Annotated in this window: 16 protein-coding genes and 1 pseudogene; 16 read left to right on the top strand and 1 reads right to left on the bottom strand. The window is 74.3% G+C overall.

Annotation, left to right across the window (positions count from 1 at the left end; genetic code table 11):
• The first annotated feature begins 393 nt into the window (after window positions 1–393).
• The 14 genes and pseudogenes from LV78_RS01265 (at window position 394) to LV78_RS01200 (ending at window position 17,701) form a co-directional block, all read left to right on the top strand.
• Window positions 394–1,380 (top strand): NAD(P)/FAD-dependent oxidoreductase, encoded by a 987-nt coding sequence (locus LV78_RS01265; protein ID WP_253842652.1) that lies wholly within the window; start codon window positions 394–396, stop codon window positions 1,378–1,380.
• A gap of 553 nt (window positions 1,381–1,933) precedes the next feature.
• Entirely contained in the window at window positions 1,934–2,173 is a 240-nt protein-coding gene (locus LV78_RS01260; RefSeq protein ID WP_015801483.1) for an acyl carrier protein, read from the top strand.
• A gap of 108 nt (window positions 2,174–2,281) precedes the next feature.
• A complete protein-coding gene (locus tag LV78_RS01255; RefSeq protein ID WP_253842651.1) occupies window positions 2,282–3,640 on the top strand; it encodes a lysine N(6)-hydroxylase/L-ornithine N(5)-oxygenase family protein in 1,359 nt (452 codons plus the stop codon).
• Window positions 3,641–3,678: 38 nt separating this feature from the next.
• A complete protein-coding gene (locus LV78_RS01250; RefSeq protein ID WP_253843216.1) occupies window positions 3,679–4,044 on the top strand; it encodes a cupin domain-containing protein in 366 nt (121 codons plus the stop codon).
• Window positions 4,041–5,669, top strand: a complete 1,629-nt coding sequence (locus LV78_RS01245) for a class I tRNA ligase family protein (RefSeq protein WP_253842650.1) — start codon at window positions 4,041–4,043, stop codon at window positions 5,667–5,669. Before LV78_RS01250 ends, LV78_RS01245 begins: the two co-directional genes overlap by 4 nt.
• Before the next feature lie 9 nt (window positions 5,670–5,678).
• Window positions 5,679–6,920, top strand: a complete 1,242-nt coding sequence (locus tag LV78_RS01240) for an ATP-grasp domain-containing protein (RefSeq protein WP_253842649.1) — start codon at window positions 5,679–5,681, stop codon at window positions 6,918–6,920.
• A gap of 88 nt (window positions 6,921–7,008) precedes the next feature.
• Window positions 7,009–7,833 (top strand): annotated as a pseudogene (ddaH, locus tag LV78_RS01235) (dimethylargininase); the annotation flags it as partial.
• The gene (locus LV78_RS01230) at window positions 7,830–8,198 is read left to right on the top strand and encodes an avidin-fold protein (RefSeq protein ID WP_253842647.1); all 369 of its coding nucleotides are present in this window, start codon (window positions 7,830–7,832) and stop codon (window positions 8,196–8,198) included. The pseudogene ddaH and the gene LV78_RS01230, both read left to right, overlap by 4 nt.
• 162 nt (window positions 8,199–8,360) lie before the next feature.
• Window positions 8,361–10,187, top strand: coding sequence for an ABC transporter substrate-binding protein (locus LV78_RS01225; protein ID WP_253842646.1), 1,827 nt, complete (start codon window positions 8,361–8,363; stop codon window positions 10,185–10,187).
• Window positions 10,184–11,491, top strand: coding sequence for a cation:proton antiporter (locus tag LV78_RS01220; RefSeq protein ID WP_253842645.1), 1,308 nt, complete (start codon window positions 10,184–10,186; stop codon window positions 11,489–11,491). Before LV78_RS01225 ends, LV78_RS01220 begins: the two co-directional genes overlap by 4 nt.
• A gap of 131 nt (window positions 11,492–11,622) precedes the next feature.
• Complete coding sequence (locus tag LV78_RS01215; RefSeq protein WP_253842644.1) at window positions 11,623–12,870, top strand: ATP-grasp domain-containing protein; 1,248 nt, start codon at window positions 11,623–11,625, stop codon at window positions 12,868–12,870.
• A 66-nt stretch (window positions 12,871–12,936) separates the two neighbouring features.
• Window positions 12,937–14,241, top strand: a complete 1,305-nt coding sequence (locus LV78_RS01210; protein ID WP_253842643.1) for an MFS transporter — start codon at window positions 12,937–12,939, stop codon at window positions 14,239–14,241.
• A 104-nt stretch (window positions 14,242–14,345) separates the two neighbouring features.
• Window positions 14,346–14,846, top strand: a complete 501-nt coding sequence (locus LV78_RS01205) for an HtaA domain-containing protein (protein ID WP_253842642.1) — start codon at window positions 14,346–14,348, stop codon at window positions 14,844–14,846.
• A gap of 659 nt (window positions 14,847–15,505) precedes the next feature.
• On the top strand, window positions 15,506–17,701 hold the full coding sequence (locus LV78_RS01200) for a methyltransferase (protein ID WP_253842641.1): 2,196 nt from the start codon (window positions 15,506–15,508) through the stop codon (window positions 17,699–17,701).
• A 133-nt stretch (window positions 17,702–17,834) separates the two neighbouring features.
• Here LV78_RS01200 and LV78_RS01195 read toward each other — a convergent pair whose 3' ends face one another.
• Window positions 17,835–18,437, bottom strand: coding sequence for a class I SAM-dependent methyltransferase (locus LV78_RS01195; RefSeq protein ID WP_253842640.1), 603 nt, complete (start codon window positions 18,435–18,437; stop codon window positions 17,835–17,837).
• Window positions 18,438–18,638: 201 nt separating this feature from the next.
• On the opposite strand from LV78_RS01195, the gene LV78_RS01190 reads away from it, so the two are divergent.
• Window positions 18,639–21,389, top strand: coding sequence for a hypothetical protein (locus LV78_RS01190; RefSeq protein ID WP_253842639.1), 2,751 nt, complete (start codon window positions 18,639–18,641; stop codon window positions 21,387–21,389).
• Window positions 21,390–21,662: 273 nt separating this feature from the next.
• On the top strand, window positions 21,663–24,140 hold the full coding sequence (locus LV78_RS01185) for a 2Fe-2S iron-sulfur cluster-binding protein (protein ID WP_253842638.1): 2,478 nt from the start codon (window positions 21,663–21,665) through the stop codon (window positions 24,138–24,140).
• Window positions 24,141–24,342: the final 202 nt, after the last annotated feature.

Below are 24,342 nucleotides of genomic sequence, written 5' to 3'. Positions count from 1 at the left end.
GAGGGGTCACCCGCGAGCGCGGGCAGTCTGTGAAGCCCGTGCGCGCCCCGGCGCATCGCTGCTGATCAAGAGGGGGATAACGGTGAGTCGCTGTGCCGGGGGTTCCAATGCGGGTGCTCCGGTCGGCTCAGGGGGTCAGCACCCCATAGGGGTTCCTTGTGGGGGTGCAAACATTGTTCGCAGTCCCCATTGACTCCCCTCCTGCGCCCCCTACTATCCCTCCTGACCAGCGAGGGGGAATGCAATGCGGAATCTGATCCTCTGGAGACCCGGAGCCGGGGGCGCGTCGCCGGGGAACGCGTTGTCCGGGACCGCCTTGTCCGGGACCGCGTCGCACTGGACCGCGTCGCCCGGAGCCGCCGGGGGCGCGCTCCGCGCGGCCGAGGTGCGCAGGTGAAGGTCGGGGTGGTCGGCGGCGGCATCGCGGGCGCGCTGCTCGCCCTGCGGTTGCGCCGCGAGCACGGGGCGGAGGTCGAGGTGTTCACCCTCGGACCGTCCACTCCGGACGCCTCCGGGGTGTCCGGCGGGCTGGTGCGCGGCTACGAGCGCGATCCCGGCGCCTCCCGGCTCGCCGCGCTCGGCCTGGCCGAGCTGCGCGACAGCCCCGAGCTGCTGGAGTGGACCGGCTACCGGGAGACCGGCTCGGTCTACCTGCTGCCGCCGGACGCCGGACCGCCGGAACTGACCGCCGTGCGCGAGCTGCTGCCAGGTTCCGCCGAGGTCGTGGACTCCGCCGAGGCGGCCCGCCGCTACGGGTTCGCCGGCGGCGACGGGGCCACCGCCGTCGTGGAGCGGCACGCCGGGTTCCTGTCCCCGGCCGGGCTGCGCGTGCGCGCGCTGGACTGGCTGGCCAGGCACGGCGCGACCGTGCGCGAGACCAGGGTCGAGCGCGCCGGGGCGGACACCGTCGTGGCGGGTGGGACCGAGCGCCGGTACGACGCCGTCGTGGTCGCGGCGGGCGCCTGGACCGGCGCGCTCGCGCCGGGGCAGTGGCGCACCAAGCAGATCCAGTTCGGCGTCTACCGCGTCGAGCTGCCGGGCCTGGCCGTCTTCGTCGACGACGTCACCGGCCTGTTCGGCAGGCCGTGGGCGCCGGGGCGGTTCCTGCTCGGCCTCGGCTGCGACCGCTGGGACGTCGACCCCGACCGGGTCGAGGTCGACACCGGGCACGCCGAGGACGTCACGGCCGCCGTCCTGCGCCGGTTCGGCGTCCGACCGGAACCGGTGCGCGCGGTGGCCTCCTGCGACGGCTACGGGCCGCCGGGCGGGCTGCGGCTGCGCGTCGAGGGCGGCGTGCGCACCTTCGCCGGTGGCAGCGGCGGATCGGTCAAGACCGTGCTGGCCGCCAGTCGGGTGGCCGCGCGCGAGCTCGCCGCGTGAGCCCTCGCGGCGTCTGAAGTCCTCAGTGGAGCGTTGAAGGTCCCGAGTGGACCACGAGCGCGACCGGCCCCTTCCCGGCCGACCGCGCGTCCGCCGTCCCGCGTGATGAGCAGTTCTCCCACCTGCGCGGACGTATCCGAACGACCCCCGACCGACCCGCTGCGGCGATGCCCCGCGCCCTGACCCGGTGCGAGCTGCGCCGCGTCGGGTGACCTCGGCGCGCCCGCTTCCCCGGAGCCCGCCGCCTATCGGGGACATAGGGAATTCCTGTTGGCGGACAACGGGTCCCGGTGAATACTCGGTTTCGCCCGCGCCGGCCGCAGCGCCGAGCGGGACCGCGGATCGCCCGCCGATCCGATCGATCTTCTTGCCGCACAAGCACTTCCACCGCGCTCGCGGATCGGGCGGCGCTGCCCGCGCACCACGCGGACGCCGCCGCCCGGACAACCGCGCCGCCGGGGCGGGAGCACGGAGCGGTCGACCGGCCTCGGGGTTCGAGGGCCGATGGCCGGTCGACCGGGAACAAGGTGAAGGAAGGGAACGGGGTCCTCGGATGAGCGAGGTTGCCGAAGCCGTGCTGGAGATCCTCAGCGACGTGCTGGAGGTGAGCCGGGGCGAGCTGCGCGCCACCCCCGTGCTCGCCGCGCACGAGTGGGACAGCACCAGCTCGCTGGACGCGCTGTCCCAGCTGGAGACCGGGCTGGGGGTGCGCGTCGACCTGCGCGCCTTCCACGCGGCCAGGACCGTCGCCGACGTGGTCGACCTGGTCAGCCCGCAGTTCGAGCCGGTCTGACCGGGACGGCCCCGCACCAGGGGCGGTCCGCACCACCCCGCCGCCGCCGCGGCGGGTCGACGAGGGCGGCGGTCCTACCGCCACCGCCCACCGAAGATGGGAGAACCCGTGGAGCACCAGGAAGTCGAGCTGCTGGCGATCGGCGCCGGACCCGCGAACCTCGCGCTCGCCGTGGCGCTGGAGGAGCTCGCGCCCGAGATCGCCGCGAACACCACCATCGTCGAGCAGCACGACACCGTGGCCTGGCAGCGCGGGATGCTGCTGCCCTGGTCGCAGAGCCAGGTGTCGTTCCTCAAGGACCTGGTCACCCTGCGCAACCCGCGCAGCGAGTTCTCGTTCCTGAACTTCCTGCACGCCAACGGCAGGCTGGACGAGTTCATCAACCTCGGCACGTTCACCCCGTACCGCAGGGAGATCTCCGACTACCTGTCCTGGGTCGCCGCCTCCCTCAAGTCGGTGCGGGTGCTGCACGGCCGCAAGGTGGTGGCGGTCGAACCGCGCGCCGAGGTCGGCGGCGAGGTCACCTCGTGGCTGGTGCGCTTCTCCGACGGCTCCACCACCGGCGCCCGCTCGCTGGTGTTCGGCACCGGCCGCGACCCGCACGTGCCCACCGAGTTCCTCGGCCTGCCGCAGGAGAAGGTCGCGCACAGCATCGAGTTCGCCCAGCGCCTCAAGCAGCTCGACCCGGCCACCACCAAGCGCGTCGTGGTCGTCGGCGGCGCGCAGTCCGCCGCCGAGATGTTCTGGGAGTCGCACCAGGCGCTGCCCGGCGCCGAGGTGACCATGGTGATGCGCTCCATCGGCCTCAACGGCTACGAGAGCAGCAAGTTCACCAACGAGCTGTTCTACCCCTCGTTCGTCGACACCTTCAACAGCGCCCTCCCGGACGCCCGCGAGCAGCTGCTGCGCGAGATGCACCGCACCAACTACGGCGGCCTCTCGCCCGCCACGCTGGAGAACCTCTACCGCACCATCTACCTGGAGAAGCTCAGCGGCGACCAGCGGATGTCCGTCATCACCATGGTCGAGGTCGCGGACGCCCGCTCCGAGGGCGACGAGGTCGTGCTGACCCTGGTGGACCGCAAGGACGGCTCCCGCACCGAGCTGCGCTGCGACGTCGTGCTGCTGGGCACCGGCTACAGCCAGAAGATGCCGCTGGTGACCAGGAACCTGGCCGCCTCGGTCGGCGCCGACGACTTCACCGTCACCCGCAACTACCGGGTCACCCTGCCCGGCCACGTGAGCGCCCGCGTGTACCTGCAGGGCGTCAACGAGGCCACGCACGGCATCGCGGACTCGCTGATCAGCGTGCTCGCCATCCGCTCCAGCGAGATCGTCGCCGACCTGCGCGCCGACGACCGCGCGCCGACCGCGCCCGCCCAGGCGCAGGCCCAGTCCCAGGCCCAGATCCAGGCCCCGGCGCAGGCGCGCCCGCAGCCCGAGCTGCTCGACGCCGTCCGCTCCTGACCACACCCCACCCCGCCAGGAAGGCACGCACCGCCATGATGGAGTTGCGCAAGTTAGACCGGGAGAACCTCAAGCAGGACAACGGGCTCGTCGCCCAGCGCCTGGTCCCGTGGGAGCTGCTGAACGCCCCCTTCGAGGGTTCCTGGTGCGTGGTGCGCCCCGGCGCCGAGTCCGGCGCGCACGGCCACCACGAGTACGAGATCTGGGTCGCCATGACCGGCGCCGCCGAGATCGTCACCGCCGAGGGGACCACCGAGTTCAAGGCGGGCGACGTCGTGCACTTCACCCCGCACGAGGAGCACCAGGTGGTCAACCGGGGCGAGGAGGACTTCCAGTTCTACTCGATCTGGTGGGACGCCGAGCTGTCCGAGAAGTTCACCGCCAGGCACGCGGAGAGCCGGTGACCACCGCGCGGCCCGCCGTCGTCATCGCGGCGACGCCCACCTCCAACGGCGACCTGCACGTCGGGCACCTCGCGGGCCCCTACCTGTCCGCCGACGTGTACGCCCGCTACCTCAAGGCCACCGGCCGACCCGTGGTCTACACGACCTGCACGGACGACAGCCAGAGCTACGTGGTGTCCACCGCGCACCGCAGGGGCCTGGCCCCCGAGGAGCTGGTGCGCGCCTCCACCGAGCAGATCAGCCGCTCGCTCGCCGCCGCGGGCACCCTCGTCCCCGGCCTGCCGCCGATCGACGAGCGCTACCGCCGCACCGTGCTCGACTACCTCCTCGAACTGCACGCCGCGGGCCGCTTCCAGCCGCGCACCGTGCGCCTGCCCTACGCCAAGAACGCGGGCGTGTTCCTGTACGACGGCCTGGTCAGCGGCACCTGCCCGGTGTGCCTGTCCGGCAGCTGCGGCGGCGCCTGCGAGAACTGCGGGCACCCCAACAACTTCGACGAGCTGATCGACCCGAAGTACACGGTCGACCCCAGCGACCCGGTGGTCTACCGGGAGCAGCGCATCCTCGTGCTGCCGCTGGAGGAGTACCGCGAGCGCCTCTCCTCCTACTACGCCTCGCGCACCCCGCGCTGGCGCCCGCACGCCAAGCAGCTCATCGGCGAGCTGCTGGCCCGCCCGCTGCCCGACGTGCCGGTCACCTTCCCCGGCTCCTGGGGCATCCCCGCCCCGTTCCCGGAGACCCCCGGCCAGATCGTCTACCCGTGGGTCGAGGCCGTCCCCGCCGCGATGTACAGCACCTGGTGGGCGGCCACCGAGCAGGGCAACCCGCCCGGCGCCGCCGACGAGCTGTGGCGCGCCGAGAGCGGCGCGGAGCTGGTCTACTTCCACGGCTTCGACAACGTCTACCACTGGGGCCTGGTCGACCTGGTGATGCTGATGGCGCACGGCGACCGCTACACCACGCCGGACGCCAACGTCTGCAACGAGTTCTACGACCTGGAGGGCGAGAAGTTCTCCACCAGCCGGGGCCACCTCATCTGGGGCGCCGACCTGTTCGCCGAGGTGCCCAGGGACCTGGTGCGGTTCTACCTCGCGCTGACCGCGCCCGAGTTCCAGCGCACCAACTTCAGCCGCGAGCAGCTGCACTCGGTCACCACGCGCAGGCTCGTCGACCCGTGGAACGCGCTGGCGGACACGACCTCCCTGGTGCTGGGCGGGATCGTCGACGGCACCGCGCTGCCCACCACCGAGGACGGCCGCAGGCGCGCCGCCGCGATGGACGAGCGGTTCCGGCTCTGCTACGAGCTGCCCGGCTTCACCCTCGGCCGCGCCGCCGAGACCGCGATCACCCAGCTGGCCAGGCTGCGCGCGCTCGCCGGGACCGTGGACCCGGCCCGCAACGGCCACTCGCCCACCGCCCCCGGCGACCTGCTGCTGGAGGCCCGCACCCTGCTGGCGTGGACCGCGCCGATCCTGGTCGACACCGCCGAGCGCCTCACCGGCCTCGGCGTCGACCTCGCACTCGGCGGCAGGCCCGCGACCGAGGTCCCGGCGTTCCGGTTCCCCCGGCTGCCCGCGACCGACTCGCCGACCCGGCCGACCACCCTGATCGACAGCGCCCGGTAGGAGGCCGCCGTGAAGCTGCTGACCGTCGAGACCCGCCAGTACCTGGACTACTACCACTCCCGCTACCGGCAGGTGCAGGACCTCGGCGTCGACCTGCACGTGCTCAACGGCGAGGGCACCGAGGACTTCTGGCCCGCCGACCGCTACCGCCTGGTCGGCTCCAAGGACATCGACCGGATGGTCGAGGTCGCCAAGGAGTGGCACGCCGCCGAGCACTTCGACGGCGTGATCACCTTCTCCGAGGCGGCGGTGGTGGCCGTCGCCGTCATCGCCGAGGAGCTGGGCCTGCCCACCATCGGCCGCGAGGCCGCCGTCAACAGCCGCAACAAGCTGCTGATGCGCCGCGCCCACGAGGCCGGTGGCGCGCCCATCCCCGGCTTCCGGCACGTCGAATCCCTCGACCAGGCGAGGGAGGCCGCCCGCGAGTTCGGGTTCCCCGTCATCGTCAAGCCCACCCTGGGCGCGGGCAGCCACTTCGTCTTCAAGTGCGACGACGAGGCCGAGCTGGCCGAGCACTACGCGCAGGCCGCCGAGGGCATCCAGGACCTGTTCTGGGCCAACTCCGAGGCCGACGGGATCGACCTGGGGCCCAACGCCCTGCTGGTCGAGTCGTTCCTGGACGGCAAGGAGTACCTGATGGAGGCGGTCGCCTGGGACGGCGAGGTCTACCTCGGGTCCGTGGTCGACCGGATCACCGCCGAGGGCGGCACGTTCGACGACGACGTGCACCACGCGCCCACCTCCATGTCGCCCGAGGACCTGGCGGCGGTGCACGCGGTGGTCAAGGCTGGTGCGCTCGCCCAGGGCCTGCGGCGCAGCGTCATGCACGCCGAGGTCCGGTTCCACCGGGGGAAGCCCTACCTGCTGGAGATCGCGGCGCGGGTCGGCGGCGGCGGGCTCGACATGATCGCCCGCATCACCGCCGGGCACGACCCGATCGCCGCCGTGGTCGACATCGGCGCGGGCAAGGCGCCCGCCGTGCGGCACTTCCAGCCCACCGGCACCCACACCACCTCCATGTGCCTGATCTCCGGTGCGGGCGTGGTCGAGGAGGTCGTGGTGCCGCAGGAGGTCGCCGAGTCCGACCGGGTCTTCCTGCTCAAGATCACCGCCCGGCCCGGAGACGTGATCAAGCGGCCCCCCAACGGCAACACCATCCTCGGGTTCCTCGGCACCACCGGCGACTCCGAGGCCGAGGCCTTCGCCACCATGGCCGACTTCGCCCAGCGCGTCACCGTCGACTTCCGGTAGCCGCACCGGTTCCGGCCCGACCGGTTCCAGCCCACCGGCGCCGCCCGCACGCGGTGGCGCCGGACCGAACCGCCACGAGAGGACGCCGCCCATGCGCGTGGCCACACCCAGGCACTACCTGATGTGCCGACCGGAGCACTTCGACGTCACCTACTCGATCAACCCCTGGATGCGCCCGGAGAAGCCCACCGACGCGGCCATCGCGGTCCTGCAGTGGGAGCGGCTGCGCAGCCTCTTCCTGGGGCTGGGCCACCGGGTCGAGCTGATCGACCCGCTGCCCGGCCTGCCCGACATGGTGTTCGCCGCCAACGGCGCCACCGTCGTCGACGGCAAGGTCCTGTCCGCCAGCTTCCGGCACGCCGAGCGCGTCCCGGAGGGACCGGCCTACCTGGACTGGTTCCGCGAGCGCGGCTTCCCGTGCCACCGGGCCGAGTTCGTCAACGAGGGCGAGGGCGACTACCTCGTCGTCGGCCGCAGGGTGCTGGCGGGCAACGGCTTCCGCACCGACCCGCGCTCGCACGCCGAGGCCGCGACCTGGTTCGGCCGCGAGGTCGTGCCGCTGGAGCTGGTGGACCCGCGCTACTACCACCTGGACACCGCGCTGGCCGCGCTGTCCGACGACGAGGTCGCCTACTACCCGGACGCGTTCTCGGCCGCCAGCCGGGCCGTGCTGCGCGAGCTGTACCCGGACGCGGTGCTCGCCGACGACCACGACGCCGAGGTGTTCGGGCTCAACGCGGTCTCGGACGGCAAGCACGTCGTGCTCGCCCAGGAGGCGCTCGGGCTGCACCGGGCGCTGGCCGCGCGCGGCTTCACCCCCATCGGGGTGGACCTGTCGGAGCTGCTCAAGGCGGGCGGCAGCGCCAAGTGCTGCACGTTGGAACTGCGCGGGACGAGCGGGGGAGCGCGATGACCACCACCGGGGCGAGGACGATCGACTACGACGGGCGCAGGTTCTCCCCCGTCGCGGACGGCGCGCCCGAGGAGTCCAGGGTCGCGGTCTACCACCAGGACGGCGACCTGTTCTGGGGCGAGTTCCTCGGCGGGAGGGCCCGGCGCGGCACGCTGACCGGGACGGTGCTGCCCGACGGCAGGCTGGACTTCGCCTACTGCATGGTCCTGGAGGACAACCGGGTCGTCTCCGGCCACTGCACCAGCACGCCCCAGGTGCTGGCCGACGGCCGGGTCCGGCTCAACGAGGTGTGGGAGCGCTTCGGCGCCCACGCCGACCGGGGCACCTCGGTCATCGAGGAGATCGGCACCGGGACTGGCGCCTAGCGCGGAGTCGCCGCCGGGCCCCGCGCGCCCGGCGGCGGCCCCGCGCCGCCGAGCACCAACCCACAGCAGCGCACAGCACACCAGCCCACAGCACAGCAGCGCACGGCCGAGCGCACCAGCGCGCAGCGCGGTGCGCCGAACGAGACGGGTGAGCACCGAGACATGACCACGGCACAGTCCGCCACCGACCTGACCGCCGACCCGACGACCGCCGACGTCCCCCGCAAGGGCGGGGTCGTCACCTGGGCCTGCGCGCCGGGCTTCCCGCCCGCCGTGATCTTCCCGTTCACGCCCGCCGAGCGCATGGGCACCCGCAACATCCTGGAGTTCCAGGCGCTGATGTACCGCACGCTGTACTACTTCGGCAGCGACGGCACCCCGAACGTCGACTACCACCAGAGCATCGGCGAGGAGCCGGTGTGGAGCGAGGACGGCCGCACCGCGCGCGTGCGGATCAAGCCGTGGAAGTGGTCCAACGGCGAGACCGTCTGCGCCGACAACGTGCTGTTCTGGGTCAACCTGATGAAGGTCAAGGGCGCCCGGTACGGCGAGTACGTCCCCGGCTACTTCCCGGACAACCTCACCGAGTACGGCAAGCTCGCCGACGACGAGGTGTTCTTCACCTTCGACAAGCCCTACTCGAAGCACTGGGTGCTGCACAACCAGCTCAGCACCATCACCCCGCTGCCCAAGGCCTGGGACCGCACCGCCGACGGCCCGGCCAACGCCTCCGGCGACCTCGCCGACGTCGAGGCCGTCTACGAGCACCTGATGGCCGAGCAGGGCGACATCATCAACGAGGGCAACGAGCACCGCACCAGGTGGGCCGACAGTCCGGTGTGGAGCGTCGTCTCCGGGCCGTGGCGGCTCAAGAGCTACACGCTCGACGGCGTCGTCACGTTCGTGCCCAACGAGCACTACTCCGGCCCGAACAAGCCGCACCTGGACGAGTTCCGGCAGATCCCCACCTTCTCCGACGAGGAGCAGTACGAGATCCTCAAGAAGGGACCGGACGCCGAGGGCGGCTTCCAGGTCGGCTACCTGCCGCTGAGCTTCGCCACCGAGCCCGCCGTCGACCCGGTCGTCGGCGGCCCCAACCCGCTGGCCGAGCACTACACGATGCACCCGCAGACCGCGTTCTGCATCCGGTACATCTCGCTCAACTACAACAACCCCACCGTCGTCGGGAAGATGTTCGCCCAGACCTACCTGCGCCAGGCGCTGCAGAGCGTCCTGGACCAGGACAGCGCGGTCCGCGACATCTACCAGGGCTACGCCTACCGGCAGAACGGCCCGGTCCCGATGTACCCCAAGACCGAGTACGTCTCCCCGCGCCAGCGCGAGGGCGCCTGGCCGCTCCCGTTCGACCCCAAGCACGCCAAGGAGCTGCTGGAGGCCAACGGCTGGGACACCAGCCGGACCCCGGCGGTCTGCGTGCGCGCGGGCACCGGCCCCGGCGAGGCGGGGGAGGGCATCCCCGAGGGCACCGAGCTGACCCTGCTCATGCGCTACGTCGAGGGCCGACCCGCCCTCACCAGGCTCATGGAGGGCTTCCGCGACGCCGCCGCCGAAGCGGGCATCGAGCTGCGCCTGCGCGAGGTCTACGGCTCCGTCCTGGTCGCCGAGGACGCCCCGTGCGTGCCCACCGAGGAAACCCCGTGCCTGTGGGAGATGTGCTGCTGGAACGGCGGCTGGGCCTACCACCACCCCACCGGCGAGATCCTGTTCTCCACCGGCGCGGGCGGCAACTTCGGCTTCTACACCGACCCCACCGCCGACGCGCTGATCGAGCGCACCGTCACCACCGACGACCTGGACGTGCTCTACGAGTACCAGGACTACATCGCCGAGCAGGTGCCGGTGATCTTCACGCCCAACTTCCCCATCCGCCTCTTCGAGGTGGCCAACAACCTCAAGGGGTTCGGCCCGATCAACCCCTACGGCATGATCAACCCGGAGAACTGGTACTACGCCGAGGACCCGGCGTGATCACCGCCGCGCCCCCGCCGCCCATCGCGGCCCACCCGATGCTGGTGCTGCTGCTCCAGCTGGCGGTCCTGCTCGGCGTCGCCTTCGCGCTCGGCCGCGCGTGCGCCCGCGTCAACCTGCCCGCCGTGGTCGGCGAGCTGGCGGCGGGCATCCTGCTCGGCCCGTCCCTGCTGGCCAACCTCGCGCCCGCCGTGTCGGACTGGCTCTTCCCCGCCGACGCCGAGCAGATCCACCTCCTGGACGCGGTCGGCCAGGTCGGCGTGCTGCTGCTGGTCGGCTTCACCGGGATGCACATCGACACCAAGCTGATCCGCCGCACCGGTGCCAAGGCGGCCGGGGTCAGCCTCGGCGGCCTGCTGCTGCCGCTCGCCCTCGGCGTCGCGGTCGGCTTCGCGCTGCCCGCCTCGCTCATGGGGGAGAAGGCCGACCGGCCGGTGTTCGCGCTGTTCCTCGGCGTGGCCATGTGCGTGAGCGCCATCCCGGTCATCGCCAAGACCCTGCTGGAGATGCGGCTGCTGCACCGCGACATCGGCCAGCTCACCATCAGCGCCGCCGCCGTGGACGACGTCGTCGGCTGGTCGCTGCTCTCCATCGTCTCCGCCATGGCCACCACCGGCCTGCGCGGCGGGCACCTGCTGCTCACGTTCGGCGGCCTCGCGCTGGTGGCCGCCGTCGCCCTGCTGATCGGCAGGCCGCTGGTGCGCGCCGCCCTCACCCGCGCCGACCGCTCCGAGGACCCGGCCACCACCGTCGCCGTCGTCGCCGTGCTGCTGATCGCGTCCGCCGCAGGCACCCACGCGCTCGGCCTGGAGGCCATCCTCGGCGCGTTCGTCTGCGGCATCCTGCTCAGCTCCTCCGGGCTGCTGAACCGGGCGAAGCTGGCCCCGCTGCGCACGTTCACCATGGCGGTCCTGGCGCCGATCTTCTTCGCCACCGCCGGGCTGCGCATGGACCTGACCCTGCTGGCCGACCCGGCCGTGCTCCTGGCGGCGCTGGCGGTGCTGGCCATCGCCATCGCGGGCAAGTTCGTCGGCGCCTACCTCGGGGCCAGGCTGAGCGGGCTCGGCCACTGGGAGGGGCTGGCGCTGGGCGCGGGGCTGAACGCGCGCGGCGTCGTGGAGGTGATCGTCGCGATGGCCGGGCTGCGCCTCGGGGTGCTCACCACCGCCGGCTACACGATCGTCGTGCTGGTCGCCGTCGTCACCTCGCTCATGGCCCCGCCGACGCTCCGGCACGCCGTCCGGCGCATCGCGGTGACCGAGGAGGAGACCGAGCGGGAGAAGGTCTTCAGCACCCACCCGTGACCACCGCCCGTCGCGGCCGACCGGCCGCGCCGGGCTCCCGCGCCGTCCCGAACCGCTGTTGTCCCGAACCGCTGTTGTCCCGAACCGCTGTTGTCCCGCACCGAGAACCCCGCCGCCGAAACGAGGACGCCATGACCGAACCCGATGACCCGCGCCCGCTGCTGATCCTGGTCGGAACCGGGATGCGCACCTACCGGGAGTACCTGCTCGGCCCGATCAGCGCCGAGTACCGGGTGCACCTGTTCCTGACCGCCGAACCCACCTGGGAGCGCGAGCACGCGCACGGCTGGACCGTGCTGCCCAGCACCATGGACGGCCAGGCGCTGGCCACCGCCGCCAAGGAGGTCGCCACCACCGGCCCCGTCGCGGGCGTGCTCTGCTGGGACGAGGCCCGCATCCACGCCGCCTCCTTCGCCGCCCAGGCGCTCGGCCTGCGCAACGGCGACCCCGACGTGGTGTGGGGCCTGCGCGACAAGGGCCGCACCCGCGCCGCGCTCGCCGAAGCCGGTGTGCCGCAACCGGGATCGGTCCCGGTCAAGACCGTCGACGAGGCCGTCGCCGCCGCCGACCGGCTCGGCTACCCGGCCATCCTCAAGCCGCGCGGCCTCGGCGCCAGCCTCGGCGTGATCAAGGTCGAGGACGCCGACCAGGTGCGCGCGAACTTCGCCTTCACCCTCGCCGCCGAGGGCCCCGAGCCGGTCGTGTTCGACACCGACCAGCCCGTGCTCGTGGAGGAGTTCGTCTCCGGCGAGGAGATCAGCGTCGACTCGGCCGTGGTGGACGGCGTGGTCACCCCGCTGTTCGTCGGCCGCAAGGTCGTCGGCTACCACCCGTACGCCGAGGAGGTCGGCCACTTCGTCTCGGCCGACGACCCGCTGCTCACCGACCCCGCGCTCGTCGACGCGCTGCGCCGCACGCACGAGGCGCTGCGCTTCACCGACGGCTTCACCCACTCCGAGTTCATGCTCACCGCCGAAGGCCCGAAGGTCATCGAGGTCAACGGCAGGCTCGGCGGTGACATGATCCCCTACCTCGGCAAGCTCGCCACCGGCGTCGACCCCGGCCTCGCCGCCGCGGCGGCGGCCACCGGCGGCACGCCGGACCTGACCCGCACCCGCTCCGGCGTCGCGGGCATCCGGTTCTTCTACGTGGAGGAGGAGGACACCACCATCGGCGCCCTCGGCTTCGACCAGGCGGCGCTCCCGGCCGACCTGCACCTCGCGGTCGTCGTCGCCCAGCCCGGCGCGGTGGTCTCCCCGCCGCCCAAGGGGACGGTCTGGGGGCGCGTCGGGTTCGCCGTCGCCCTCGGCGCCACCCGCGAGGAGGTCGCCCGGCAGCTCGACGCCGCCGAAGCCGCCTTCTCGGTCACCCCGGCCTGAACCCGGCGGCCTGACCCGCACCACCCCTCCGACCCACCCGCCCCGTCGCCCAGAAGTGATGAAGCCATGACTACCGAGACCACTCCCGCCGAACCGAAGCCCGCCGGGATCTGGCAGACCTTCGTCGAAGCGCCCTTAGCGGTGAAAGCCGTGCTGGGCGGCGTCTTCGTCAACAAGGTCGGCGGGTTCCTCAACATCTTCCTCGTCCTCTTCCTGACCGCGCGCGGCTACACCGAGGCGCAGGCCGCGTCCGCGCTCGGCGCGTACGGCGTCGGCAGCGTCATCGGCGTGCTGATCGGCGGCGCGCTCGCCGACCGCCTGGGCGCGCGCAACGCCACCGTGCTCAGCATGGCCGGTTCGGCGATGCTGATCGGCTCGCTGCTATACCTGCCGAACTACGGCTCGCTGATCGTCGCGATCGTCGTCGTGGCCGCCGTCAGCCAGGTCTACCGCCCGGCGTCCGCGACCCTGCTGTCCGAGCTGACCAGCGAGGACCGGCAGGTCATGACCTTCGCCATGTACCGGTTCGGCCTGAACCTGGGCACCACGGCGGCCCCGCTGATCGGCTTCGGCCTGTTCCACCTCGGCGGCGAGAGCTACCACCTGCTGTTCTGGGGCGAGGCGCTGGTCGCGCTCGCCTACGCGCTGCTGGCCGCCGTCGCGCTGCCCACCAAGGCGCGCGAGCGCGAGCTCTCCGGCCGGGGCGGCGCGGACGAGGACGGCGCCGCGCCCTCGGGCAGCTACCTGGAGCTGTTCAAGGACGTCCGGTACCTCTGCTACCTGCTCGGGATGTTCTTCAACTCCATCCTGTACGTGCAGTACATGTCCACGCTGCCGCTGGACGTGCAGGCGTCCGGGGTGCCGGTGTTCTGGTACACCCTGGCGGTCTCGCTCAACGGCGGCGCGGTGATCCTGCTGGAGCTGCTGGTCACCAAGAAGACCCAGCGCCTCAAGCCGCGCCTGGTGGTGCTCACCTCCTACTCGCTCGTGGCGGTCGGGTACGCGCTGTACGGCCTGCCGCTCGGCCCGGCCGTGATCGTCATCGGCACGCTGGTGTGGACGCTCGGCGAGATCATCGGCGGGCCCGTGGTGTTCGCCTACCCCGGCATGGCCGGTCCCGCGCACCTGAAGAGCCGGTACATCGGCAGCTTCCAGTTCGTGTTCGGCCTCGGCTCGGCGATCGGCCCGGTGCTGGGCGGGATGCTGTTCCTGGGCATCGGGCGCGGCGTGTGGCCGGTGCTGGCCGGGTTCGGCCTGCTGGCCGCGCTCGTGGGCGCCTACGGCGTCAAGGCGCGCACCGCCGCCGACGCCCCGGCGGTCGTCGCGGACCCGGTGGAGCCGGTGCTGGTGGCCGAGGAGAAGAAGGGCTGAACCGGTTCGGGGGTCCGTCCCGGTGACCGGGGACGGACCCCCGGCGCGCGTCCGGGCGGCGTAGGGTCGGCTGGGCTGGTGGACTTTCGCGGCGGGAGGCAGTGGTGGCCGAGCAGGACGACGTGGTGGACGAGACCGGGGGACCGGGCCTGCGCTGGGCGATCAAGCGCAGCTTCGTCGACTACGTGCTGCGGATGCCCGACGGCCGCGCGGGCGCGGGCGAGGGCGCGCACCCGCTGGAGGGCGGCGCGATCCGCTACGAGGCCGGTGAGCCGCGCGAGGAGGACGGCGCGCTCGTGCTGCCCTTCCGGGGCGACGTGCGCTTCGCCGGGCACTTCGGGATGCTCTACGTGCGCATCGCCGACCCCGAGGTCACCATCCGGGACGGGCGGGCCGAGCTGACCATCGCCGACCCGTACCTGAAGTCCGAGGAGCGGACCAGGCTCGTCACCTTCACCGCCGTGCCGCTGGACGCCGAGCCCGGCGAGTCGGCCTGGAGCGCGAGCGACGTCGTGCTCGCGCCGGAGGGGGTCGAGCTGTTCAACGACGTGTACCAGGCGGGCGAGCCGTTCGAGCCGCTGGAGATCCGGGTCCCCGCGATCTGAGCCGTGCGGCGCTGGGGGCGACCCCCGCGCCGGAGAACCCCGACGGTCGGCGCCGGAAGATCGGTGCCCGCCGCCGGGGTTTTCTCCGTTCTGACCCGTTCGGGCGATGCTGATCCCCGTTCGCCGAGCCGATGCTCTCTGCGCGTGCACGGCTTTCACGTGGATTTCACAGAATTGGTCCTCCCGGCCCGTTCCGATTGTGGTCCGCGCTGGTCGTGGTGTCGGGGTGGTGCGGTGCTCGTCGGCGAGTCCCGTTGTCCAGTAGGGGTTTCCGGCTGCGGAAATCCCGCTCGACTGGTTCGCGCGGTTCCCGGTCGTTGATCCGTTCGGCGGCGCTCGCGCGCGGCCGGGAGTCGGTTCCCCGCGTTGCCTGAACGCGCGGGGAAATACCCAAACGACCTATTGCCGAGTGCGCGCCACACTGTCGAGTGAAAGGCATTCACGATCGGATGATCACCGCCCCGAATGGGCCATTCGGGGCGGGTCGGGAGCATATTCTCCCGCTGTGGTCGGACGCGCCCCGTCGCTCCGCCGCACCGAGGGTCGGACGTCCGCCGGAGAAGCCGTGACGCCGAGCGCGCGGCCTCCGCGCCCACCCCGAGGACCACAGTCGGAACGCCCCAGCCGGACCCAAGGCCCACCCCGAGGAGCCTCCCGTGATGCCCTGCACCATCGACGCGCCGTTAACCGCCCACGACCGCGAGCTGGTCGCCGGAGCCGTCGAGTTCGCCCGCACCGCCACCGGAGCCGCCGCGCTCGAACTGGTGCTCGGCCGCCCCGCGCCCCTGGAGCTCCAGGCGCACCTGGAGTTCGCGCACGCGGCGGTCCTGGTCCGCGCCGAGTCGCCCGAGGCGGTGGCCCCGCTGCTGCGCGGGCTCGGCGTCGAGCCGAGGCCGCCGGTGCCGAGCACCGTCGTCCGCGACCGCCTGACCAGGCGCGCGGGCCGCCCGGTGCGGGTGGAGATCGTGCACGGCGCGGTCGGCGGCGGGTTCCCCGGCCGCGAGCTGGAGCTGTTCGTGCTGACCGGCGACCACCCGCTCACCCCCGCCGACCAGGACCGCGAGGCGCACCTGGCGTTCCGCGCGGAGGGGGACGCGGTGGTGCTGCGCGGGGTGCACACCGCGCTGCTGGAGGCCGGTCTCGTGCCGGACGGCGGCGGGCACAACGCGCACGAGGGCACGTCGGTGCTGTACTTCCGCGGCGAGCACCGGCTGGAACTGGCCCTGCCGGGGCACCACGGGGCGCTGCTGCGGCACCACCTGGGGGAGGAGGACGGGGACTCGGCGGACCGGGACTCGGATGGTGGGGGCTCGGGTGGCGCTGACTCGGACGACGGGGGCGCGGCGGGTGGTGACCGGGCCGGTGAGGGAGACGCGGCCGGAGGCGGAGAGGGGGCCGAGGACCGCGCGGCGAGGAACTGCGTGGCGGGGAACCGCGAGGTGGGGAATCGCGTGGCGAGGGACCGCGAGGTGGGTAATCGCGTGGCTAGGGATCATGCGGCTGGGGATCGAGCCGCTGTGAGCGACCCGACCGAGGCCGCCGCCCTGTTCGACGCCGCCGTGTTCGGTGCCGCACTCGATGAAGGCGCGTTCGCAGGGGGCGCGCTCGACGCCGCCGTGTTCGGCGCGGGCGTGTTCGACCGGTGCGCCCCCGGTGCCGCAGCCCCCGGTGTCGCAGCGCTCGGTACCGCAGCGCTCGGGGGCGTGGATCTTGACGGCGCGGCCGTCGGTGCCGCAGCGTTCCACCGGACCGCGTCCGGACCGCGCACGACCAACCCCACCGGAGGGCCGTTCCCGTTGTCCGCCAACGAATCCGGCACCGACACCGCACCCGCCCCCGCTCACGACGCCTCCGCCCCCGCCCCCGACGCCCCCGCCCCCGACGCCGCGCGGCACCACGTGCTCACCCTGCTCACCGGCGCGTGGCGCACCTCCGCCGTGGCCACCGCCGCCGAGCTGGGCGTCGCCGACCACCTCGCGGACGGTCCCCGCACCACCGAGGACCTCGCCGCCCGCGTCGGCGCCCAGGCCGACCCGCTGCACCGGTTGCTGCGCTTCCTCGCCTCGCTCGGCGTGTTCGCCCACGAGGACGGCCGCTGGCGGCTCACCCCCGCCGCCGACCTGCTGCGCACCGGCGCCGAGGGCTCCCAGCGCGACCTGGCCAGGGTGTACGGCGGCCTGTTCTACCGCTCGTTCGGCGCGCTGACGCACTCCGTGCGCACCGGGGGCTGCGCGTTCACCGAGGTGTTCGGCGCCGACCCGTTCGACCACTTCGCCGACCACCCCGACGACGCCCGCCTGTTCGAGGGCGCCATGGCGGCGGGCACCGGGTTCCTCGCGCACGTGCCGCCCCTGCTGGACGTCCCGGCGGGCGGCACGGTCGTGGACGTCGGCGGCGGGGACGGCACGCTGCTGCGGCTCGTGCTGGAGTCCGTCCCCGGCGCGCGCGGGGTGCTGTTCGACCGGGAGCACGTCGCGGGCTCGGCGCGGGCCGCGCTGGGGGAGCGGGCGGACGTGGTGCCCGGCGACTTCTTCCTCGACCCGCTGCCGTCCGGCGGCGACTGCTACCTGCTGTCCCGGATCCTGCACGACTGGGACGACGAGCGCTGCGCGGTCCTGCTGGCGAACCTGCGCGCCGCGATGCCCGATGGCAAGCCGCTGTGCCTGGTGGAGCGGCCGATCCGCGAGGTGCCCACGCCGCTGGCGCTCGGGTTCGACCTGCACATGATGGTCAACAACGTGCACGGCCGGGAGCGCGAGGTGGGCGAGTACCGGGACCTGCTGGCGGCGGCGGGTTTCCGGCTGGAGCGGGTGCTCGACCTGCCGCTGGAGATGGCGCTGCTGATCGCCCGCTGACCACCCGCTGAGCGGCGCCGCGTCGATCTGGCCTGCGCTGACCTGGCCTGCGTCGACCTGGCCTGTGCCGACCTGGCGCCCCGCAGACTCCGGGGACCCGGCCCACCCCTCGGGGGCGGGTCCCCGGACCCCGTCACGGCTTGCGCAGCACCGTCACCGCGAAGCCCGCCGACTCGTCCCACGGCCGCAGGTCCCAGGTCGCGAACCGCTGCTCCAGCACCAGCCCGGCCGCCGCGCAGTGCTCGTCGAAGTCGGCCAGCGGGTAACCCCGGTCGGTGCCGAAGCCGACCACCGCGAAGCCGTCCGGCACCAGGTGCTCGGCGAAGCCGCGCAGCACGTCGACCTCGCTGCCGGGCGCCAGGAACGTCATCACGTTGCCCGCGCACACGATCGCGTCGAACGGCTCGGTCACGCCCTGCCCCGCCAGGTCCAGGTCCGCCAGGTCGGCGGCGAGCAGCACCGGCACCTCGGGGTGGTCCTCGCGGGCGGCCTCGATCAGCGCCGGGTCGGCGTCCACGCCCACCACCACGTGCCCGCGCGCGTGCAGCTCGGCGGACACCCGGCCGGTGCCGCAGCCCGCGTCCAGCACCCGCGACCCGCGCCGCAGCATCGCGTCGAGCGTGCGCGCCTCACCGGCGAGGTCGGCCCCGTCGCGCCGCATGGTGCGGAAGCGCTCGATGTACCACTGCGAGTGGCCGGGCTTGGTGTCGGTGGCCCACCGGGTCGGTTTTCCCATGCCCGCCAAGCTAGCCCACCTGGCCCAACGCCCGCCGCGCAGGTCAGGCGGTGTCCGGAGCGGGACCTCGGTCCCCGGTCCCGAAGGTCCCCCGGCACTGGTGGCCGCTCGTCGCCGGGAAACCCCGCACGGGCGCGGCCGGTGACAGTAACGTGATTCCCACGCACGGTGACCGAGCGCGCAGCTCGAAGGAGGTCGCTGATGGGGGAACGCGAACGGGTCCTGGACGTCCTGAGCGCGGTGGTCGGGGACGCCCTGGAGCTGGAGTTCACCGACGAGCTGCTGGAGCGCCGCACCCGGCTCGCCGCGCGCAGGCTGCGCCGCCTCGCCGAACCGGACCTGCTCGGCGACCGGGAGGCCAGGCGCGTGCTCGGGCTCTACCACTGGCTGCGCGCCGAGGCCAGGCGCAGCCGCCGCGAGCTGCGCAGGGCCGTCGAGCTGCTGCTGCCGGTGGCGCGCGAGGCCCCGGAGACGCTGCCCGCGCCGGTGCTGGACCTGCTGGCGCGCCTGGGGGTCCCGCGCAGGCGCCCGGCGCGCAGGCCCGCGCCGCCGCCGCTGTCCGAGCCGGTGGCGAACGCGCGCGACCAGGCCGGGGTGTTCGCGGCGGAGAGCGCCGCGCTGCTGGAGGCGTTCGCGGCGTCCGGCGGCGAGCAGACCCTGGCCAGGGCGGTCGAGCTGTCCAGGGCGGCGCTCGCGTCCACCCCGCGCCAGGACCCGAGGCGGGCGGTGATCGCGACCGCGCACAGCACCGCGCTGCGGATGCTGCACACCGCCACCGGCGACCTGGCGCTGCTGCGGGAGGCGGCGGGCGCTGCGCGGGCCGGGGTGGCCTCGGCCGGGGACGCCGCCGAGTCGGCGCGGGCGCTCACCGCGCTGCACTCCGCGCTGGGCGGGCTGTTCGAGGCGACCGGCGACCTGGCGCCGCTGCGCGAGTCGGCGGAGGCGGCGCGGTCGGCGCTGGAGGTGGCGCCCGGTGGCGCGGACCGGGTGGCGGCGCTGGCGGGGGCGGCCGAGCGGCAGCGGGTGCTGGCGGAGCTGACCGGGGACGTCGGGGCGCTGGTCGAGGCCGAGGGGCACGCGCGGTCCGCGCTGGAGCTGGGGGCCGTGAACGACCCGGACCTGGTCGCGGGGCTGGCGGACGCGCTGCGGGCGCGGTTCGCGGCGACCGGTGACCTGGACGCGCTGCGCGAGGCGGTGGACCTGGACCACGACGCGGTGGCGGCGACCCCGGACGGGCACGTGAAGCTGCCCGGCCGGATGATCAACTACGTGACGTCGCGGCGGCTGCTCGCGGTGCGCACCGGTGACCCGGAGCTGTTGCGGGCGGCCACCGACGACGGGCGGCTGGCGGCCGAGCGGGCGCCCGACCACCTGCAGCGCGGGGTCGCGCTGGCGCAGGCGGGAAGCGCTCTCATGGTGCTGGCGGACTGGAGCGGGGACACCGCGCTGCTGCGCGAGGCGGCGGCGCTGTGCCGGGAGTCGGCGCGGGTCGCGCCCGAGCGGCACCGGGCCGAGTCCTGGGCGCTGCTGTGCGCGGCGCTGACCGGGCTGCACGAGCGCACCGGGGACGCGCGGGCGCTCGGCGAGGCGGTCGCGGCCGGGCGGGAGGCGGTGGCGGCCACGCCGGAGTGGCACGTGCGGCACACCTCGCGCGCCGGGGCGCTGGCGGTGGCGCTGGACCGGGTGCACGCGCTGCCCGAGGACGAGCGGGTGGTGGCGCAGGCGGTGCCGGGGTCCGGGGGAGTCGCGGCGGTGGGCGCCGGGGCCGGGGACGGCGACGCGGCGGGCGACGGGGACGACGGGCTCGGGCGGTCGTGGGTGCTGTCGGCGTTGGGGGGCGCCCGATTCGCGGACTTCCAGCGCAGCGGCGACCGGGTGGCGCTGGAGGAGTCGGTGGACTCGCTGCGCCGGGCGCTCGCGGAACCGGCGGACGAGCTGTCGGCGGCCCGCTCGCGGTACCGGTTCGGGGTGGCGGCGCTGGCGCTGGCCGCCCGCGCGGACGCGCCGGAGCTGCTTGTGGAGGCGCTGGAAGCGCTGGAGGACACCGGGGGCGCGGCCCCGCCGACCCGGTTCGCGGCGGCGGTCGTGGCGGCCGGGGCGCGGGTCGCGCTGGGGCAGTCGGAGCGGGCGCTGGAGCTGGTGGAGCTGGCGGTGGAGCAGGTGCCGCTGCTGGCCGCGCTGGACCTGGCGCGCGAGGACGCGGCGGCGCAGGCGGTGGGGCACGGGGGTTTCGCGGCGGTCGCCGGGGCGGCGGCGCTGGCCTGCGGGCGGCCGGAGCGGGCCGTCGAGCTGGTGGAGCTGGTGGGGGACGCGCTGGTGGGCGCGGAGGCCCCGCCGGTGGTGCCGGGGCCGGTGGCGCACGTGTTCTGCGGGCCGACCGGCGGGCGGGCGCTGCTGGTGCGGCCGGGGCGGGAGGTGGTGGTGCTGGTGCTGCCGGGGCTGGCGCACTCCGAGCTGGCGGCGCGCGGGGAGGAGCTGGCGGCGGCGGTGGAGGGGACGGACACCGACTCGCAGCGGGCGGCGGAGGCGGTGCTGGCGTGGCTGTGGACGGCGGTGGCGCGGCCGGTGCTGGACGCGCTGGGGCCGCACGGGCGCGAGCTGCCCCGGCTGTGGTGGCGGCCGGTGGGCGGGCTGGCGCGGTTGCCGCTGCACGCGTCGGGGTCGCCTGGCGGGGAGTCGGCGCTGGACCGGGTGGTGTCGTCGTACGTGCCCGCCGGGCGTGCCGGGGCGGCGGAGTGGGCGGTGGGGGCGCTGTGGCCGGTGGACGCGGTGGTGGCGACGGAGGTGGTGGAGTCGGCGCACCGGGCGGCGGCGGTCGCCGGGGCGGCTCCGGCGCCGGGCGCGGCGAGCGAAGCGGCGGCGCGGGCGGTGCACGCGGTGGTGCGGGAGCACCGCGCGGCGCACCCGGACCTGCCGCTGCGGTGGGCTGGGCACGTGCACACGGGGTGGTGAGGCGGGGTGGCCGCCCCCTGGCGTCAGCGCTCGGGGCGGTGCGGACACGCCGCCGGTGCTCGTCGTCCTCGGCGAGGGCCGGGGCGCTGATCGCGGCACGGGTGACGCCCCGGCACCACCCCGCGCGCGCCCGCTTCCGCTGCCGCGCACCAGCACCACCCGCAGGTCTCCCCATCTAGCCACTGCCAAGATACTTCATCCGTGCGATGCGCCGCCCTGCCCCCGCTTGATCGGATCGAGGGGTCCGCCCCACCGCGAGCAGGGAGCACCACCATGAGGTCCGAAGCAGTCGACACCGTGGTCATCGGGTCCGGCATGGGCGGCATGGCCGTCGCCAGGGCGCTGGCCGAGTTCGGGGAGCGGCGGGTGCTCGTGCTGGAGCAGCACTACGTCCTCGGCGGCATGACGCACGAGTTCTCGCGGGACGGGCGCTTCCGGTTCAACACCGGGCTGCACTACCTCGCCGCCGCCGAGCCGTTCCTCGACTACCTCACCGACGGCCGCCTCCAGTACGCGCCCATGCCGCACGACTACGACGTCCTGCACTTCCCCGACCACGACTTCGCCGTCCCCGCCTCGCTGGACGACTACCGCGAACGGCTCCAGGCGCTGTTCCCGGACGAAGCCCCGGCCATCGCGCGCTACTTCGCCGAGGCCGCCGACGTCGCGAGCGCCCTGCAGGCCCGCAACGACCTCGTCATGAGCCCCGACCCCGACCTCGCCGCGCACGAGGAGCGCTTCCCGGACGTCTTCCGCACCGTCGACGACCACCTCGCCGCCCGGTTCGAGAACCCCCGCCTGCGCCAGATCCTCGCCGCCCGCTCCGACCTCTACGGCCCCACCCCGGACCGCGCCGCGTTCGGCTACCACGCGATGGTCGCCGTCCAGTACTACGGCGACGGCGGCACGCACCCCGTCGGCGGGTCCGGCGAGGTATCCCGGCTCGCGCTCGACGGGCTCCGGCGGCACGGGGTCGAGCTGCGCACGCGGCAGCGGGTGCTGCGCGTCCTCACCGACGGGCCGCTCGCGGTCGGCGTCGAGGTGCTCGACACGGCCACCGACGAGGTCTACGAGGTGCGCGCCCGCACCGTCGTCTCCGACGCGGGGCACCACAACACCTACCGGCTGCTCGGCCTGCCCGCGCCGCTCAGGGCCGAGGGCGGGCGGTCCTGCCTGGTGCTGTTCCTCGGGTTCGAGCGCTCGCCCGCCGAGTTGGGGCTGCGCGGCGAGAACCACTCCTTCGTCGACGCCGACGGCGGCTCGATCTCCGCGTCCTTCACCTCCCTCACCAACCCCGCCGCCCGGCACCACACCGCCGAGGTGCTGGTGTTCGTCGATCCGTCCACGGTGGACCGCTGGCGCGACGGCAAGGACGAGGCCTACGAGCAGTTCAAGCGCGACACCACCCGCCGCGTCCTGGACCGGCTGGACGCGCGGTGGCCGGGGCTGAGCGACGCGGTCGCGTTCGCCGAACTGGCCACCCCGCTCACCTTCGAGACCTACCAGAACAGCCACCGCGGCGTCTTCTACGGCCTGCCCGCCACGCCCGAGCGCCTGCGCGAACCCCTCGCCGGGCCGCGCACCCCGTTCGACGGCCTGCTGATCACCGGGCAGGACGCCGAGATGCCCGGCGTCGTCGGCGCGCTCGGCGGCGGCCTGCGCGTCGCGTCGATGCTCCTGCCGCCCGAGCGGACCGGGGCGCTGTGGGAGCGGATCGCGAACCCGGTCCCCGCGCCGGGCGACTGGCAGGGGCACCTGCGGGTCGCCGCGATCGACCCGCTCACCCCCGACACCAAGCTCATCCGGCTCGAACCCCTCGGCGGCGGCGAACTGCCCTTCGCGTTCGCCGCCGGGCAGTACCTGACCCTGGAGCTGCCCGTGGCGGTGGACCCGATCAGCCGCTCCTACTCGATCTGCTCCGACCCGGCGTCCCGCGACTTCGTGGAGATCGCCGTCAAGCGCGAACCGCGCGGGCTCGGGTCGGTGCACCTCAACGACGAGGTCGTCGTCGGCCAGGCCCTGCGCGCCACCGGACCGCTCGGCGACTTCACCTGCGACGTCACCGAGGACCCCGGCCCGCTGCTGCTCGTCGCGGGCGGCATCGGGATCACGCCGCTGCTGAGCGTGCTCAGGGCCGCCGCCACGGCCGGGCACACCGGTCGGATCACGCTGCTCGCCGCGCACCGGGGGCAGCTGCCGTTCGCCGCCGAGCTGCCCGCGCTGCGCGACCGGTTGCCGGGGCTGGAGGTCGTGCTCTTCCCGTCCGGCGGCGGGAAGCGGATCGACGCCGACGCGCTCCGGCCGCACGCGGCGGGGGTGGGGCGGGTGCACCTGTGCGGGCCCGCGCCGATGATGCGGGACGTGCTCGGGGCGCTCGCGGACGTCGGGGTGCCGCGCGAGCGGGTGCGCACGGAGGCGTTCGTGTCGGGGGAGAGCAAGCGGACCCGGCTGGAGCGCGCGCACGCCATCGCGCTCGCGGCCGAGGTGGACGAGTACCTGGTCACCATGCCGGACGACGGCGTCGAGTTCCCCTGCCGACCGGGGGAGACGCTGCTCGCGGCGGCGGGCGGGGCGAAGGTGGACGTTCCCCGCTCGTGCGAGGAGGGGGTGTGCGGGAGCTGCCGGGTGCGGGTGCTCAGCGGGCCCAGCGACAGCGACACCGGGGGGATGTTCTCCACCGCCGAGGTCGACGCCGGGTGGCGGCTGGCCTGCCAGACCCTGCCGACCGGCGATCTGGTGGTGACGCGGTAGGGGGGAGGGGAGCGGGAGGGGGACGTGGGGCGGGGCGGGGATCGGCTGGCCAGGCGGGGCGCGGACGGGGTCTGGTGGGCCTGGCGGGGCGCGGGCCGGGGCAGGGGCGGGCCGGTGCGCTGGTCGGGCGACGGGAACGCACGCCCGAGGACCCCGCCCCGAAGGGTTCGCCGAGGCCCCTGCCCGAAGGGCCCGCCGAGGG

It is taken from the genome of Actinosynnema pretiosum, assembly GCF_024171695.1.
In the GTDB taxonomy this organism is placed as follows: domain Bacteria; phylum Actinomycetota; class Actinomycetes; order Mycobacteriales; family Pseudonocardiaceae; genus Actinosynnema; species Actinosynnema pretiosum.
This window is presented reverse-complemented; position numbering and strand designations above follow the sequence as displayed.